This window comes from Streptomyces sp. NPDC005898, assembly GCF_040629635.1.
Taxonomy (GTDB): Bacteria; Actinomycetota; Actinomycetes; order Streptomycetales; family Streptomycetaceae; genus Streptomyces.
In genome coordinates, this window is sequence record NZ_JBEXWC010000010.1 from 128,286 (window position 1) to 143,074 (window position 14,789).

The window sequence follows — 14,789 nt, forward strand, 5'->3', positions numbered from 1 at the left end:
GCGTCACGCAGGGGCGCCGAGCGGCGGGTGGTCGAGTACGCGGGGCCTGTACTCGACCAGTTGGATACGGCCGTCGAAGGTGCGGTGCTCGGTCATGTCGAGGGCGACGTCCGGATACCCGTCGTAGATGCGTTCCTGGCCCGTGGCCCCGGTGATCACCGGGAACAGCACGACCCGGAAGCGGTCGACGAGTCCGGCTCGCAGCAGGGACCGGCACAGGCTGAGGCTGCCGATGGTGCTGAGGAGCCCCGGTCCGCTCGACTTCATCGCGCGGACCGCCTCGACGGCGTCGTCGCGGACGAGCGTGGAGTTGGCCCAGGTCAGTGGCTCCTTGAGCGAGGAGGAGAACACCACCTTGGACGCGCGCGTGAGTCCGTCGACGGACGCCTCTTCCTCGGGCCTGAACTCGTCCTGTCCGTTCGGGACCCCGCCCGCGGCGAAGCCGGACATCAGGCGGTAGGTGTTCGATCCCATCAGGTAGGTGGCCTCGGGCTGCTCACTGAGCCATGCGAGGTACTCCGGGCCTTCGAGGCCCCAGAAGCCGGGCCACCCCTCTCCCGACGCGTAGCCGTCGAGGGAGGTGATGAAGTCGACGAGAAGCTCAGACATGACGGTGTCCTTTCCTGGGTTTCACATACGTGGACCGGTCGGGAACCACGAACTCATCGGTCGCGGCGGACGCGGCCGCCGTGACCGCGTGGTCCTCCGCGGGCCGCCCTGGACGGTGTCGGGCGGTAACGGGCCGGGCATGCTGCAAGCGAGAGAGCTGTGATCAGAGGGGGGCCGATGACGAAGCTCGGGGCAGGGGCACTGTTTCTCTTCTGCTACATCGACGTTGTCACGTGTCTCGCCATCGGGGACTGGATGACCGATGTGGGTCCTCCTTTGCTCTATGGCAGCCCGGCCGCCTTCGTCGCCGGGATCGTCACCTCCGCGACGCGTGACATCTACCGACGCAAGGTGGAGCGCGAGGCACGCCTGTAAGGACAGCCCGGGAAAGGTCAGCCCTCTGCGCGCAAGGCGCGGTCACCCGCCCGGCTTTGTTGTCCGCGCTCCGTGTCATCATGCGGACGCGTCCCCGAGGAGTGGGTCGTGGTCTACGCATGGTCAGGGGGGTTGGGGATGGGCGCGGGTACGGAGCCGGACGGCTCGTCGAGGTCCGACGAGGAGTGGGAGCGGTTCCTGCGGGAGTCGGTGGCGGGGGTGGCCGACGCGCCCAAGGAGCCGTCGTCGCGGGCCCGTGACGTGGCGAAGCGGCTGCGCGCTGAGCCCAGCCGCGACCTGGAGGGCTGGCGCACCCATGCGCCCGCTCGGCCCGAGCGGCGCACTGGCTGGTACGTGGCCGGGCTGGTGGGGTCGCTGGTGGTGCTGGTGGTGGCGCTCGCGCCGGGACGGACAGTGGACCTGTTCGCCGGCGCTGACTCCCCGCAGGTGGCGGCCGAGACCGCCCGCCCGACCGAGGCGCCCCCGGCGGAGGCGGCCCGGCGCCCCACGCTGCGGGAGCCGTTCCGCGGTTCACCGGCGGCGCGCTGGGCGAGTGGAGCGGCGGGGATCAGCGTGCCGAAGGCCGAGGCGGTGGGCTGGATGAGCGCGGCCGAGGTCGAGCGGGCCCTCGCCCGCAGCCGGGACTTCCTCGTCGCGTCGGGCCTGGACCGCGGGGTGTTGCGGGGCGAGCGCCCCGAGAAGGCGATCTCACTGATCAACCCGCGCCAAAAGGACGTGCAGCGCCTTCTGAGAACCGCTTTCCGAACCCCGAGCGAGAAGAGCGACCCCCTCTTCCTGTTCAGTCGCTTCCAGCCCTCCCGCACCCAGCTGGTCGGTGACGTCGTGAAGACCCGGGGCCGACTCACTTACCGGGAGGGTGAGCGCGGCGCGCTCCAGGTGACCGCCGACGTCACCTTCGTCTACCCGGTGATGCGCGCGAAGGCGGGTGGCGAGGACGAGATCGTGCGCACGATCGTCCGGCGCGAGCTGGTCCTGAGCTGGGACGACCCTGCCAAGGTCAGCACCGAGCCGGGCACGTTCTCGATCGTCTCGTACAAGTACGACATGAGCAACGGCGGCTGCGGTGCCCCCACGGGCTACTTGGTCCCGCCCTTCGGCAAGGACCGCCGGGCGGACGAGTCCGGTGCGGAGGTCGACCCGTACGACCGCAGCGCGCCGGTCGGGCGGGTCCGGTCCTCCGAGGACGAGTGCGCGAGGGCGACGCGGTCCTAGCGGGCGCCCCGCTTCGGCGTCGACCACGGCATCGAGATGGTCGACATCACAAGCGGCGATGCGGAGGGGCCGGTCCGCCGTAGGGGCGCGGAGCGTCAGGCGGACCTGTTGTGGGCGAGGCGGGCCGTCAGCCCGTCGAGGGTGCACTGGAGTCCGTAGTCGAAGTTCTCGTCGCGCACCTTCGCGGGGTCCTTGTCCCGCTGGGCCGCGTGGCCTTCCGCCAGGCGCGGGTGTTCGCGGGTGGCTTCTTCGAGGGCCGGGCGCAGGCTCTCCACCCACTCCCGCTCGGTGCTGCCGCTGCGGGCGATCATCGACAGGTACGCGGCCTCGGAGGTGGCCATGCCGATGACGTAGGAGACGAGAGTGCTCATGGCCCGGTCGGTCTCGTGCGAGGGGAAGCCGGCGGTCTCGAAGAGGGCGAGCAGTTGGTCCGCCATCCGCATCGCGTTGGGGCCGAGGTGGGACAGGCCGACCTGACCGAGCACGGAGGCGACCCAGGGGTGGCGCAGCGCCATGGCCCGCAGGCTGTGGGCGGCGTCCACGGCGGCGGCCCGCCACTCGGTCTCATCCCCGGCGGCCGGGATGCGCAGTTCGCCGTAGACCTCGTCGACGACCAGCTCGATGAGCTCGTCGCGGTTGGCCACGTGGCGGTAGAGCGAGGTGGCCCCGGCGTTCAGCCGGTTGCCGAGGCCGCGCATGCTGAGCGCTTCGATTCCTTCGGCGTCCAGCAGCTGCACGGCTTCTGCCACGATGCGCTCGCGGGTCAGCGGTTCCCGCCGACGGCGCGGGCGGGTCCAGACGGAGGGGATCGGCTGCTGGCCGGCCTGCTGCATGCGGGTCCACGCCCTTCTTCTCGTTTTCCCCTCACCCTAGCTCATGACGTACGCAAAGGGGTACGCCGTACGCACCGCGCGTAACCCTGCACCGCGCGGGCCGCGCACTCCGGAAGCGCCCGCATACAGCCCCCACTATTGAGAACGCCGCACCCCTATGCGTACAGTGTTCGCAACGGGAGAACGTCATTCGCACACCGAGGGAGCAGTCATGCCGAAGAACCTGAGCTGGGACGCGCAGGGCACCTGGTCGGCCAAGGGCGACTGGGGGACCCGGGACTCCGAGGGCCGCAAGCTGTACCTGGGTCACTGGCAGGCGCGGCTTGACCAGCTCCGCATCGCCCACCACGTCCCGGGGGCCACGCTGGCCGTCCTCGTCGACGGGGACGTCCAGGAACTGGCGAGCGGCGTCCTGCACCTCGGCACCGGAGTGGACGCGACCCCCGACTCGGTGTTCCAGCTCGGTTCCCTCGCCAAGATCTACACCGCCACCCTGATCATGCAGCTCGTGGACTCGGGCGCGCTCGACCTCGACGCCCCGGTACGGGACGTGCTGCCGGACTTCGTCGTCGCCGACGAGGAGGCCACCCGTACCATCACCACGCGGCAACTGCTCTCCCACACCAGCGGACTCACCTGCGACTTCACCTACGACTCGGGCCGGGGCGACGACTGCCTGGCCCGCTATGTGGAGGCCGCCAAGGACGTGGGCCTCGACTGCCCGCCCGGCACCGCCGTCTCCTACAGCAGCCTCGGCTACAACGTGCTCGGCCGTATCGTCGAGGTCCTCACGGGCCGGACCTGGGACGAGGCGCTCAAGGAACGGCTCCTGGCCCCGCTCGGCCTCACGCACACGATGACGCTCCCCGAGGAGGCGCTCGCCCACCGCACCGCGATGGGTCACCTGGGGGAGCTGGGCGAGGAACCCACCCCCGCCCCGGCGTGGGACCTCATGCCGCGCTCCGCCGGCCCCTACGGCCGGGTGCTCGCCACCGCCGGCGACGTGGCCCGGCTGGCCAGGATGCACCTGGAGGACGGCAAGAGCCCCGAAGGCGTCCAGGTACTGAGCCCGCGCGGCGTCGCCGCGATGCGGCAGCGCGAGGTGGACGTCCCCGACAAGTGGACGGTCAGCGCCGACGGCTGGGGCCTCGGATGGACGCTGTACGACTGGTCGGGCATCCCGGGCTTCGGGCACGACGGCGCCTCCATCGGCCAGTACGGCTTCCTGCGCGTGGTGCCCTCGGCGGGCGTCGCGCTCGTCCTGCTCACCAACGGCGGCGACGCCCGCCAGCTCTACGCGGACCTCTTCGACGAGCTGCTCGGCGAGCTCGCCGGGGTGCGCATGCCCACCCCCTTCGCGCCGCCCGCCGAGCCGCCCGTGGTGGACCTCGCTCCGCTGTGCGGCACGTACAAGCGCGAGGGCGTCGAGATCACCGTCACCGAGCAGGGCGGCACGGCCCACCTGGTGTACGCGTTCGTCGACGGCATGAAGGACTTCTCGCCGCCGCTGGAGATGGACCTCACCCCGGTCTCCCCGACGGTCTTCGCCGGGCCCGGCAGCGGCGCCTACAGCGCCGACTGGATGCCGGTCGTCTTCGCCACCCTGGCCGACGGCACGGCGTGCGTGTACATCGGCATGCGGGCGGCCCCGAAGGTCGCCTGACGTCCGCGCGCCGCGTGGCGGTGCGGGTCAGGTGCCGCCAGGGTCACAGCTCGATGTCGAGCTGCTCCACGTCGCTGAACTCCACGCCGAGCCCCTGGGCCCGGGAGTCGTTCGCGCGGAAGTACATCTGCGCGAGGCCGTCGGCGGCGATCTGCTGGAGCTGCCGTTCGCTCGCGCCCTGCTCGCGGGCGGTGAAGAGGCGGTCGGCCCACTGGGGCGGCAGGGCCTGGGTGATGTCGCGGATCCGGGCGTCGTCGGTCGTGCCAGCGGCGGCCTCGAAGCCGAAGCGGGCACGGGTGGAGAGCACCAGGCCGTCCGTGGTCGCCGCCTTCTTCCTGGCCTTCGCGCGGATCTGCGGCTGCCAACGCTTCTTGACCTCGCGTTCCAGGCGGGCGCGCAGCTCCTGGCGGGGCCGCTTGAGCTTGCCCGCGACGTACCGCTCGACCGTGCGCTGGGAGATGCCGAGCGTCCGGGCGGCGGCCTTGGTGCCCTTGAGCTGCTTGACGAGGTACTTCATCTGCGCCTGGGCGCTCTGGGGGATGCGGCGGGTGAACGCCGACTCCAGCGCGCGGTCCAGACTGTCCCCGACGGAGTCGGCCATCACCTGCTACTCCCCTTCTCCGGCGCTCTGGTCGGTCTTGACGAGATTGGCGATGTTGAACACCCCGCCGTGTTCCTCGTACTGCTGCTCCGCCCACAGGACGGTCTGGGTGCCCTGGTGCTTGACCATCCCGGGCGAGACCCCCAGCCGGAACGTGCCCGGCGCCGGCTTGCCCTCGGGGGTGAGCGGCAGGATGTCCAGCGGCGTCGGACCGGGCGAGGGGTAGACGATCGCGTCGGTGCCGATCGCGACCGGGTAGAGGTCGGCGGCGGCCGCCGTCTTCATCAGCTTGCGGTGCAGGCCCACCCGCTGATTGGCCAGCACGGCGGCCCGGATGTCGGGCCGCCACGTCTCCCGCTTGAGCGCCGGGTACTCCTCGTAGTACGGCACCTGGCCCCGGCTGCGCTGCCGGAGCTTGCCGATGCCGCCCTTCGCCGTCGCCTTGATCGCGGTCTCCAGCAACGCCATCGTCGGATCGACCTGCTTGCGCCGCGCCATCGCCGCAAGGAACTCCTCGCCCCCCAGGCCGCCAGTGACGCCCATGTCCGCCATGGTCTCGATGTAGGCGTCGCGCAGCCGCTTGTACCAGGCGTCCAGATAGCGGCCCGTCCGCGTACGGACGTACGCCTCGATCGGCGCCACTTCGTAACCCAGCTCCACCGCGTAGGCGACGCTCGGGGTGGCGTACCAGGCCGGTCCCTCGGGCCGGTCGCCCTTGGGCGTGAACGGGCTGGGGAGGCGGTCCCCGTCGACGGTCCGTCCGTTCACGGGGACGCGGGACAGGTCGACGTGGGAGAGGTCGACCAGCCACGAGCCGGGCAGCGACGCGTCGAACGCCGGGTTGTCCTTCAGGTGGGTCGGCCCGTCGAGCCCGACGGTGAGCCCGTTCGCGGCGGCGGCGAACGACATGTTGATGTCGATGGCGACCAGGAACTGGTTCGCGCACTCCTCGTCGGTCAGCGGCCGGCACCAGTCGTAGGGCTCCTCCATCAGCATCTCCGCAGGGGTGCGCAGATGGTGCCGGGCGAACCTGCCCCGGAGCACCGGGTGTTCGTCGGGGACCTCGCACTCCACCACGTCGTAGCGGGCGGTGAGGGCGTCGTCGTTGAAGGCCCGCTTGAACTCGCCGGTGGCCGGGTCCTTCTCCGCCCGGGTCGGCGGGCGCAGCGCGACCATCAGCTCAAGGCCGGTCGTCGCGGTGCTGCCGCGCGGTGTCATCACCCGCGCCGCGTACAGGCCGAGGTAGCGGGCGAGGTCGGCCGGGTGCATCGTCAGCAGCAGCCGCGGGTCGTCCCTCCTGCCCCACTCCCGGGTGTCCAGCGCGTTCCACGGCAGGACGCACAGCTGGACGCAGCGCCGCTGCGACCCCTCGGGCTCGCGGAAGACGCGGGCCCACGGCCCGAGTCCGCGCTGCGTGAGCTGGAGGCCGGCCCTGGCGATCTGCTTGACCACCTTGTGGCTGTCCGCGAGCCGTCCGTGGCGCCGCTCCTGCTCCGACAGGTCGGCGGGCAGGCCGTAGCGCTCCAGGGCGGACGCGGTCAGGACGAGGATCGGGTCGGCGTCACGGCCGTTGCGGTGCAGCCGGGCCTGCCCGAGCCTCGCCTCGGCCAGCGTCCAGTCGACCAGCGCCGGGAGGGACTTGGCGGGCACGTCCAGGACCAGGCCGCCGACGCAGTACGCCGACACCTGCCCCTCCTCGCAGTCGATCACGGCGAGCGGCCCGTTCTCGAAGCGGGGGTCGGCGGGGGCGGCCGTCGTGGTCTTCTTCGCCACCGCCGACTGCGCACCCGGGCGCCGTGACGACGCGGTCGCCGGCTTGGCGGAGCGGCTTGGCGCCGGGCGCGCCGGCGGGGTGGCGGGGAGCGCCGGGGGCGTCGGCTCTGGTCCGGCCCCCGGGTCGGTGAACGCCTCCGGGACCACCGGGGCAGGGTCCGCCGACGCCCCAACTGCGGCGGGCGTGTTGTCGCCCTGGGCGGGGAAGCGTTGGGCGAGGCCTTCCAGGAGCCGGGCGTAGGCGGCCCGCTTCGGCGGCCGGGGCTCGGTGACCCCCGATTCCCAGTTCCCGACGGTCTCCCGCCGGCTCTTGAGGGCCTTGGCGATCTGTTCCTGGCTTATCCCGGCGGCTTCCCGCAGACGCTTGCGCTCTTCCGGCGACGGAAGGTCGTCCTGCGCGACCTCCTCCAGCAGCGCGTCCACGGCGCTGAACAGCTCGTCCTCAGTAGGCACAGAGCTCACCTCCACACCGCACCCTATCCTCAGCGCACGCTGAAACCAGCATTGGATTTAACGTGGATCGCTCACCCCGCCCCAGCGCTCCGGTTCTGCCTGTGACCGACGCGATCAATGTCGGCCATGTTCTGAACGAGCAGAGGGCAGGAACGGCACGAAGTCGAAGCTGAACAGCGGCTTTCGTAGGGATTCTGCCGCTGACAGAAGCGGCCGGTTCCCTCCCGTGTAGTACATGTGTTCGCGGGAAGCGAGGGACCGATTGTGGAGGTCCTGTGACAGGTTGTGGGCCTCTCGTGACCACTGGGGTTGGCGAGACGTGTCTTCCTGTGGGGGAAATCCTTGTCACAACGCACCGTCGGTGCGCGTGTTTCGCGTGCCCGGAATAGAACCAGCCTCGCCACCGCCGCCGCTCTGGCCACCGGCGCCCTGACCCTCTCCCTGCTGCCTGCCACGGCCGCGGTGGCCGCCGATGAGCCGGGTTCGGCGTGGGGCAAGGACGCCCCGTCGTTCTCGATGCCCGCGGTGAAGGTCGGTTCGAACAAGCCCGTCGCGCCGAAAGCCGAACGTGCGCCCTCGCGCCGGGTGGCCGCCTGGCGGGCCCAGCAGAAGAAGCGCGCCGAGGGCAGTACGGCGCGCTCCCTCCAGCAGGAGATTCCCGCTCTTGTGCCCCAGGGCCAGGGTGATGTGCCGTGGCACAAGATCAGTGACTTCGCCATCACGGACGCGCTGACGGCCCGGATCAACTTCTCCACCGGCAACCTGATGCTGGCGGCCACCGACTTCTCCGTCGCCGGCGTCGGCCAGCAGCTGACCTTGGCCCGCACCTACAACTCGCTGGAAGCGCCGTGGGGCAAGGTCTCCCAGCGCTGGTGGCAGCAGTACGAGCGCTACCTCCAGGTCCTCAGTGACGAGGTGGTCCTCTACGACGCCTCCGGTGACACCTTGCGGTTCAAGAAGGCCACCGACGGCTCCTTCATCACCCCCAAGGGCTACTCGAAGGAGCTGAAGAAGAACACCGACGGCACCTACACGCTCACCAACTGGAAGTCCGGCTCGAAGGACACCTACGACGAGCACGGCACGCTGACCAAGGTCACCGACAAGAACAGGCGAGCCCTGGCACATGTGGCTCGCGGCCGCAGCCGCGATCTTCTTCATCGCCCCTGCTCACCGCGTACGTCCGTCGGGACCGCCGACGACATGGCAAGTAGGCCCGCCGACGAATCCCCCGGACGGTCCCTCGGTGCCGGGGCGGCCGCGAGACCCTGACGTCAGCAGTGGGACTGCGCCGACTGAGTACGGGCCACGACGCCGGTGAGTATCCGCGCCCATGCCACAGCGTGGCGGGCGGGCGAGGATCGTGCCCACCGACGTGGAAGGAATCGACGATGAACCCCGGCACCTACGCGCGCTTGTACGGCCCCACCCGACCCGCACCACGCTCCGGACACCGGGGTCTCCTCGTGGTGGCAGGCGTGCTGTGGGCGCTCGCTCTGGCATCGCTGGCCTGGATCGCGCTGCTCGTGGGCCTGGCCGCCCTCTGGGGAACGGCGCAGGGCACGGACGCCGGTACCTTCGTCCTCCGGTACGTGGCGATCGTCGCCGGTGGTGCCGCGCTCCTGGGCGCCCTGGTGTTCGCTCCCGGCGTCCGCCGTCTGTCATGGGCGAGTCGCCTCCTGCTGACGGGGGTTGTGGCGTGTCCGGTGGTCACCGGTTCAGCGCTCTGGTCATGGACCTACATCGGCTGACCCTGCACGGCTTGGGAGGGCGTGCTTGTGTGCGGTTGCTTCCCGGCGGGAGACCGGCGCGGTGAGCCGGAGCGCGGCGCGCATCGTCACCCGAGCCGCTCGACCGCGTCGAGAACCTCCTGCGCGCCGTCCTCCTCGGCGATGGACGCGGCCAGGCGCCGGGCGCGGCCGCGCAGCGCGGGGTCGCGGACGGCGCTGGTGATCGCGTCGGACAAACGCCGTGCGGTCAGGCGTTGGTAGCGCAGCGGGCGCGGGGAGACACCGAGGCCGTGCAGGCGCGCGGCCCAGAAATGCTGATCCAGTTGCACCGGGACGGGCACGGCGGGCACACCGGCGCGGATGCCTGCCGCGGTGGTGCCGGCGCCGGCGTGATGGACGACGGCGGCGGTCCGGGGGAACAGCCAGGTGTGCGGGACCTCCCCCACGGTGATCAGGTCGTCGCTTTCGGCGTGCAGGCCGCTCCAGCCCGCCTGGAGGACCCCGCGCACCTTGGCCCGGCGCATCGCCTCGGCGACCAGGGTGCTCAGCCGTTCGGCGTCCGCGGCGACGAAGCTGCCGAAGCCCGCGAAGACGGGCGGCGGGCCCGCGGAGAGGAAGTCCAGCAGCCGGGGCTCGGGCTGCCAGCCGGGTGGGGTCTCGGGCCACCAGTACCCGCAGACCCGATGTCCCTCGGGCCAGTCCCCGGGGCGTGGGACGACCTGGGGGCTGAAGCCGTGCAGGACGCCGCGCCCGCGCGGCAGGCCCAGCGGCCCGGCGAACCCGCCGCGCGGCAGCCCGAGTTCGCGCCGCAGGTCACGGACGGCCGGGGCGAACATCCGATCGGTGGCCGCCCAGAGGGCCTGGGCGCTCAGGCGGTTGCCGTACGAGCCGAACGAACGGGCCCCGACGACCAGGGGCGTGAAGGCCGCCGTGGGCTGGATCGGCTGCAGGTAGGCGCTCAGGTTCGGCAGCCGCAGCCCCTCGCCCAGCGCCGCGCACATCGGGTCGGTGACCGTGGAACTCACCAGCACGTCGGCGCCCTGCCGCACGGCGTCGTGCACGCCCGCCGCGAGCCTCGGCATGAACGCCTTCGCCATCCGCATCAGCCGCGCGATCGCCACGGGCGCGCTGATCGCCCTGGCCAGGCCCTGCCCGCCCGCGGAGGCCAGTTCCGCGCGCGGGTCCACGGGCAGGGGCCGGAACCCGAGCCCGTGGACCGCCACCCCCGGCCGGAACCGTTCATGGGTGGCGAGCACCACGTCGTGCCCCGCAGCCCGCAGCCGCACCCCCAAGCCGGTGTACGGGGCAACATCGCCCCAACTCCCCGCCGTGACGATCAGTACGCGCATGACAGCACTATGTCAGCCCGAGCGGGCCGCGGCCGATGGCCCGCCCGCTACTTCTCGGCGTTGCGGGAGAGCAGGTGCACGGCGCGCAGGGCGGCCTCCAGGGCGAAGCGGTGGTCGGGGTCGGTGAGGCGCTCGCCCAGCAGGACGTCCAGGTTCCGCAGGCGGTAGCGGACGGTCTGGGCGTGCACGCCCAACATCTCGCCGACCTGCTCCGCCGGCGCACGTGTCGAGACGTGCACGCGCAGGGTCTCCACGAGCCGGTCACGGCGACTGGCCGGCACATGTTCGAGCGGGGCCAGCTCCGCGGCCGCCAGGTGGGTCACGAGGGCCGGGTCCGACAGCAGCCACAGCGTCACCAGATGGTCGTCGCAGCGGACCAGGGGGGCATCGGCCACGACGCCTTCGTCGATCAGGTGAAGCATGCGGCGGGCCCAGCGGATGGAGTCGGCGGCCTGGGCCGGCGGCAGGGTCGGCCCGACCACCGCGTGCGCTCCTTCCAGGGTCGCGTCGAGCATCGCCAGGCGCTCCGGGGTGAGGGGGCCGGGCACCAGCAGGTGCGGCTGCGGGACGTCCAGGTCGAAGAGGATGTCGTCGGCCAGCCCCGCCTCCAGGTGTACGGGGACCGGGGGGCGCAGCGCGATCATGGTGACGTCGGCGGGCAGCTGCCAGGCAGCGCTCTCGCAGAGCCCGGGGAGCGCTTGGGGCAGCGGAGGGGCGGCGAGGATGAGGTGGAGCAGCCGTCGGCGCCGCGCCGGCACCTCGGAGAAGGCCCGGGACTGCACCTCGGCGTAGCCCTCGCGGGAGATCTGCTCCAGTTCGTCGACGTAGGCGAACAGCGCGTCGGCGAAGGCGAGGATGAGGGAGGGGGAGAGCCGGTACTGGCGGCCCAGCGCCTTGGCGCGGCGCAGTGCGATGCGGGCCCCGAGCCGGTAGGCCCCCTGCAGGGTCTCCAGCGCGCGCCCCTCGTAGGCTTCCACCCGGCCGAACTTGCGCAGCAGCTGGTCGCGGAGCACGGCGTTCTTGCCGGGGTCGGCGACGCGGTCCACGAACGCGTACAGGGCCTGTTCCAGGCCCTGGCGGATGGGTTCCGCGTTGGGGCCGTTGAGGAGCCGGCCGTACACGGGGTAGGCGCGGGTGACCTCGGCGCCGATCTCCTTCATGAGGCCGGGTAACTCCGGTCTCATGAAGGCCGCGAATTCCTTGGGGAGGGGTTCCAGCGGCTCACCGACTTCGGGTGGTCGCGTGGTTGAAGGCATGAGTGCCGTCCCTTGCTCTTCGGTGCCCACGGTGCACCGGTCGTGTGCTCCGCTCCTTCGCGGGAGGGGCACGCGACCGGACTTGAGGAGACGTGTGTCTGGGCTGTTGAAGCTAAATCAAGTTCGGTGGGACGTACACAGTTCGTGCACACATCGGTGCGGTGGGGCGGGACATGGTTGCCGGGACGACTGAGAATCGCCGTCGCCCGGCCATTAGTCGACGGCGGAGTGCCAGTTCTTCGCGAGGCGCTTGCCGGCGTCGGGGGCGAAGGTACCGGGGGCGTTCAGGCCGGCGAGGTGGGTCTGGGTGTTGTTGAGCGTCACGCTGTTCTTTCCGGCGGCGGAGGGCAGCCCGGTCTTGGCGTTGACCGCCGCGTCGACCAGCCCGAGCAGGCCGAGACCGCAGCCGTCGGCGCCGGGCACGGCGAAGGTGCTGTCGTTCTGCTGGGCGCCTGTGAGGTTGACGCGGCTCATCTCGCCGTCCTCGGCGACGGTGCCGTCACCGTGGAAGAACGACATGCCGAACTCGGGGAACTGGAGGTTCTTTGGACGCAGGACGATGGGCTTGGCGGCGGTGCCGATGTAGCACTTGCTGCCGAGGAAGGGGTTCTCCAGGTGGATGCGGACCGGGAGGGCGACGATCGGCTTGTCAGTGACGATGCCGGCGGTCTGGTCGAAGTCGTAGGGGGCGCCGACGGACTCCACCGTTGCCGTGATCTTGTTGAGGGAGCTGTTGTCGAGCTGCACGCAGATGGCCGTGATCACGGGGATGTCGCTCGGGCACATCAGTCCCAGCAGCCCTCCGGGGACGGTCGCCGGGTCGGCCACGAGGGCGCCGCCGGGCGGGGCCACCACGGTGCTGGTGCCGTCGGAGTTCTGGACGACACCCATCTGGAGGTTGGTCTTTCCCGTGGGCACGGTGGTCCTGCCCAGTTTGATGGAGCCGTTGGGCGAGGTGGAGACCACGCACTGCGGGGTGCGGTCCAGGCCGTCGGCGGCGAGCATCGCCGGGGCGTCCACGGGGCAGCGGGTGAAGGGCGCCCACTCACCGTTCGGTACGGCGGCGGCCGCGGTGGCGGTGCCCATGGAGGAGAGGACACCGAGCGCGGTGCCGAGCGCCGTGGCGGTGGTGGCGACTCTGGCGCCGAGGGAGATCCGCATCATGTGGCCTTTCGGGTCGGGGAGTTGCGGGGGCGGGGATCACGCAGTCAGGGGTACGGGGGGCAATCACCGTTCGGCTACGGGGATCTTGCGGGGCTGCGCGTCGTCGGTGCACTCGTCGGGGTTGAGCACATCGGCCGAGACGAAGCAGGTCTGCCCCTGGATCTGTTTGACGTAGTTGTCCGGACCGGAGACCGCGGCCGTGAGCAGACGGTCGAGGTCCTCGCCGTCGGCGGTGCCGCAGCCCGTGAAGGCGGGGATGGTGACCTTGCCGGTCAGCGGGCCGCCGGACAGCAGCAGATAGCCGGTCGCGGGTTGGCCGGTGGTCTGTTCGCCCCGGCCGTGCAGGACCAGGTGGTCGCCGGGGAACTTCGCCGGTTCCGGCTCCGGGGAGGCGAGGGACGCCTTGGTCCGGCACTTCTTTCCCACGTCCAGCGGGGTGCCGTTGACCTTCAACGACGTCACCCGCAGCACGAGCGGCGCCCGGACGTAGGTGTCCGTGCTGGTGAACACGAAGTCGGTGGTGCCGTGCGAGTCGATGGTCATCGGGCCCGTCTGCTCCAGCACCATCGTGGCCGTCGTGGGGGTGAAGTCGAAGGTCAGGAAGGTCGCCTCGAAGGGCTGGGTCTGCTTGCGCTGCCGGTGGTAGAGGTCGGCGGTGGAGTGCTGGGTGATGGTGGCGCCGCTGTAGTCGGGGAAGAACACGAACTGCGGCTCGCCCTGGGTGATGAGCGTGCAGAACGGCGGGATCAGCGCGGCGCCGTCGAGCTTGTTCACGTTGGAGTAGCCGGTGATGTAGGCGTTCAACGACATCGGTCCGGCCGGGTACTTCTCGTCGTACTTGCAGGTCGGCGCGGGGCGGTCGGCGGCGACACCGCGCCGGCCCGGCTCGGTGACCTTCGGGGCGTGCCCGCCCGGCCGGTCGGTGGGCTCCTCGCCCGGCTGCCCGGGTGTGCCGGAGGCGGACGGTGTACCGGAGGGAGAGCCGGACGGCGATCCGCTGGGGGTTCCCGGGTCGTCTTCCTCGTCCGTGCCGACCTCCACGTCGGCCAAGATGCCCCCGTCCGGGGCGTCCTCCGCGAGGGTGCAGTCGACGGTCACCGAGGCAGGGTCGGGGGCGCCGCCGTCCGCGGTGGTCAAGGTGAGGTCCAGCGCGAAGTCACGGGCCGTCAGGGTCAGTTCGCCGGCACTCTGACCGGTCACCGTGGGGACGTCGCCCGTCGCGGTCAGCGTCAGCGGCCCGGTCGGGGGCAGGGGCGTGGGTTCCGTGCCGCCGCGCCAGGTCGCCTCGGCGGTGGCCTCGCCCTGGGTGACACCGACCGTGAGCCCGGTCGCCGCCCGTACGCCGGCCGCGTGCAGCGCCGAGAGGTCCGCCACCGCGGGCTCCGGCAGGACGAGGGTCGTGGTCACGTCCGCGGGTTCGATCGGCTCGCCGGCAGCCACCCGCTCGGGCAGGGCCGCCGAGATCCGTACCGTCGCGGCATGCCTGCCGGAAGGGAACAGGCATACGTAGGGCAGGGCCGCGTCGATCTGCTGGGTCCCGGACGCCCCGGCCGCCGCGGGCACGGTGGCGGCCAGCACGACGAACGCGGCGATCGCCGCGCCGCGGGCGCGACCGCGGGCCGTCCGTCGGACGGCGGTCGGGGGGCCTGTCATGTGTCACTCCGCTCGGGTCGTCCCACGGTCCGAAATGGCCGACGGCGGCCCGCACGCCCGGCCGAGGTCACCGGCCGGGCGGCGGCGAGCCGTGCGT

General features: G+C 71.7%; 13 protein-coding genes. 5 read left to right on the forward strand and 8 right to left on the reverse strand.

From position 1 onward, the window contains the following. Positions 1 to 3: 3 nt before the first annotated feature. Complete coding sequence (locus ABZ385_RS16115; protein WP_358585788.1) at positions 4 to 609, reverse strand: dihydrofolate reductase family protein; 606 nt, start codon at positions 607 to 609, stop codon at positions 4 to 6. A gap of 177 nt (positions 610 to 786) precedes the next feature. On the opposite strand from ABZ385_RS16115, the gene ABZ385_RS16120 reads away from it, so the two are divergent. Both ABZ385_RS16120 and ABZ385_RS16125 read left to right on the forward strand, forming a co-directional pair. Further along, positions 787 to 984, forward strand: coding sequence for a hypothetical protein (locus ABZ385_RS16120; protein ID WP_358697816.1), 198 nt, complete (start codon positions 787 to 789; stop codon positions 982 to 984). Between the two features lie 138 nt (positions 985 to 1,122). Continuing rightward, on the forward strand, positions 1,123 to 2,217 hold the full coding sequence (locus ABZ385_RS16125; RefSeq protein ID WP_358911822.1) for a hypothetical protein: 1,095 nt from the start codon (positions 1,123 to 1,125) through the stop codon (positions 2,215 to 2,217). Between the two features lie 95 nt (positions 2,218 to 2,312). On the opposite strand, the gene ABZ385_RS16130 is transcribed toward ABZ385_RS16125, so the two are convergent. Next, a complete protein-coding gene (locus tag ABZ385_RS16130; protein WP_358911824.1) occupies positions 2,313 to 3,050 on the reverse strand; it encodes a TetR/AcrR family transcriptional regulator in 738 nt (245 codons plus the stop codon). A gap of 211 nt (positions 3,051 to 3,261) precedes the next feature. Between ABZ385_RS16130 and ABZ385_RS16135 the strand changes: the two genes are divergently transcribed. Next, positions 3,262 to 4,713 (forward strand): serine hydrolase domain-containing protein, encoded by a 1,452-nt coding sequence (locus ABZ385_RS16135; RefSeq protein ID WP_358911826.1) that lies wholly within the window; start codon positions 3,262 to 3,264, stop codon positions 4,711 to 4,713. Between the two features lie 43 nt (positions 4,714 to 4,756). Here ABZ385_RS16135 and ABZ385_RS16140 read toward each other — a convergent pair whose 3' ends face one another. Both ABZ385_RS16140 and ABZ385_RS16145 read right to left on the reverse strand, forming a co-directional pair. Continuing rightward, positions 4,757 to 5,314: an XRE family transcriptional regulator gene (locus ABZ385_RS16140; protein WP_358585777.1), complete on the reverse strand. Its 558-nt coding sequence runs from the start codon at positions 5,312 to 5,314 to the stop codon at positions 4,757 to 4,759. A gap of 6 nt (positions 5,315 to 5,320) precedes the next feature. Next, entirely contained in the window at positions 5,321 to 7,540 is a 2,220-nt protein-coding gene (locus ABZ385_RS16145) for a helix-turn-helix transcriptional regulator (RefSeq protein WP_358911827.1), read from the reverse strand. 342 nt (positions 7,541 to 7,882) lie between these two features. Between ABZ385_RS16145 and ABZ385_RS16150 the strand changes: the two genes are divergently transcribed. Together ABZ385_RS16150 and ABZ385_RS16155 are read left to right on the forward strand one after the other, a co-directional pair. Then, a complete protein-coding gene (locus ABZ385_RS16150) occupies positions 7,883 to 8,812 on the forward strand; it encodes a DUF6531 domain-containing protein (RefSeq protein ID WP_358911829.1) in 930 nt (309 codons plus the stop codon). 119 nt (positions 8,813 to 8,931) lie between these two features. Next, positions 8,932 to 9,291 carry a hypothetical protein gene (locus tag ABZ385_RS16155; protein ID WP_358911831.1) on the forward strand — a complete coding sequence of 120 codons (360 nt, stop codon included), beginning with the start codon at positions 8,932 to 8,934 and terminating at the stop codon, positions 9,289 to 9,291. 86 nt (positions 9,292 to 9,377) lie between these two features. Here ABZ385_RS16155 and ABZ385_RS16160 read toward each other — a convergent pair whose 3' ends face one another. The 4 genes from ABZ385_RS16160 to ABZ385_RS16175 all read right to left on the reverse strand — a co-directional run bounded on the left by ABZ385_RS16160 (position 9,378) and on the right by ABZ385_RS16175 (position 14,692). After that, entirely contained in the window at positions 9,378 to 10,619 is a 1,242-nt protein-coding gene (locus ABZ385_RS16160) for a glycosyltransferase (protein ID WP_358911833.1), read from the reverse strand. A gap of 47 nt (positions 10,620 to 10,666) precedes the next feature. Continuing rightward, positions 10,667 to 11,875 carry a helix-turn-helix domain-containing protein gene (locus ABZ385_RS16165; RefSeq protein WP_358587290.1) on the reverse strand — a complete coding sequence of 403 codons (1,209 nt, stop codon included), beginning with the start codon at positions 11,873 to 11,875 and terminating at the stop codon, positions 10,667 to 10,669. Between the two features lie 213 nt (positions 11,876 to 12,088). After that, a complete protein-coding gene (locus ABZ385_RS16170; RefSeq protein WP_358587292.1) occupies positions 12,089 to 13,039 on the reverse strand; it encodes a hypothetical protein in 951 nt (316 codons plus the stop codon). A gap of 63 nt (positions 13,040 to 13,102) precedes the next feature. Beyond that, positions 13,103 to 14,692, reverse strand: coding sequence for a DUF6801 domain-containing protein (locus tag ABZ385_RS16175; protein WP_358587295.1), 1,590 nt, complete (start codon positions 14,690 to 14,692; stop codon positions 13,103 to 13,105). Positions 14,693 to 14,789: the final 97 nt, after the last annotated feature.

What these genes read in the sequence shown, in the direction of transcription:
- ABZ385_RS16115 (WP_358585788.1), bottom strand. Translation starts at nt 609, where the DNA reads ATGTCTGAGCTTCTCGTCGACTTCATCACCTCCCTCGACGGCTACGCG.
- ABZ385_RS16120 (WP_358697816.1), top strand. Translation starts at nt 787, where the DNA reads ATGACGAAGCTCGGGGCAGGGGCACTGTTTCTCTTCTGCTACATCGAC.
- ABZ385_RS16125 (WP_358911822.1), top strand. Translation starts at nt 1,123, where the DNA reads ATGGGCGCGGGTACGGAGCCGGACGGCTCGTCGAGGTCCGACGAGGAG.
- ABZ385_RS16130 (WP_358911824.1), bottom strand. Translation starts at nt 3,050, where the DNA reads ATGCAGCAGGCCGGCCAGCAGCCGATCCCCTCCGTCTGGACCCGCCCG.
- ABZ385_RS16135 (WP_358911826.1), top strand. Translation starts at nt 3,262, where the DNA reads ATGCCGAAGAACCTGAGCTGGGACGCGCAGGGCACCTGGTCGGCCAAG.
- ABZ385_RS16140 (WP_358585777.1), bottom strand. Translation starts at nt 5,314, where the DNA reads ATGGCCGACTCCGTCGGGGACAGTCTGGACCGCGCGCTGGAGTCGGCG.
- ABZ385_RS16155 (WP_358911831.1), top strand. Translation starts at nt 8,932, where the DNA reads ATGAACCCCGGCACCTACGCGCGCTTGTACGGCCCCACCCGACCCGCA.
- ABZ385_RS16160 (WP_358911833.1), bottom strand. Translation starts at nt 10,619, where the DNA reads ATGCGCGTACTGATCGTCACGGCGGGGAGTTGGGGCGATGTTGCCCCG.
- ABZ385_RS16165 (WP_358587290.1), bottom strand. Translation starts at nt 11,875, where the DNA reads ATGCCTTCAACCACGCGACCACCCGAAGTCGGTGAGCCGCTGGAACCC.
- ABZ385_RS16170 (WP_358587292.1), bottom strand. Translation starts at nt 13,039, where the DNA reads ATGATGCGGATCTCCCTCGGCGCCAGAGTCGCCACCACCGCCACGGCG.
- ABZ385_RS16175 (WP_358587295.1), bottom strand. Translation starts at nt 14,692, where the DNA reads ATGACAGGCCCCCCGACCGCCGTCCGACGGACGGCCCGCGGTCGCGCC.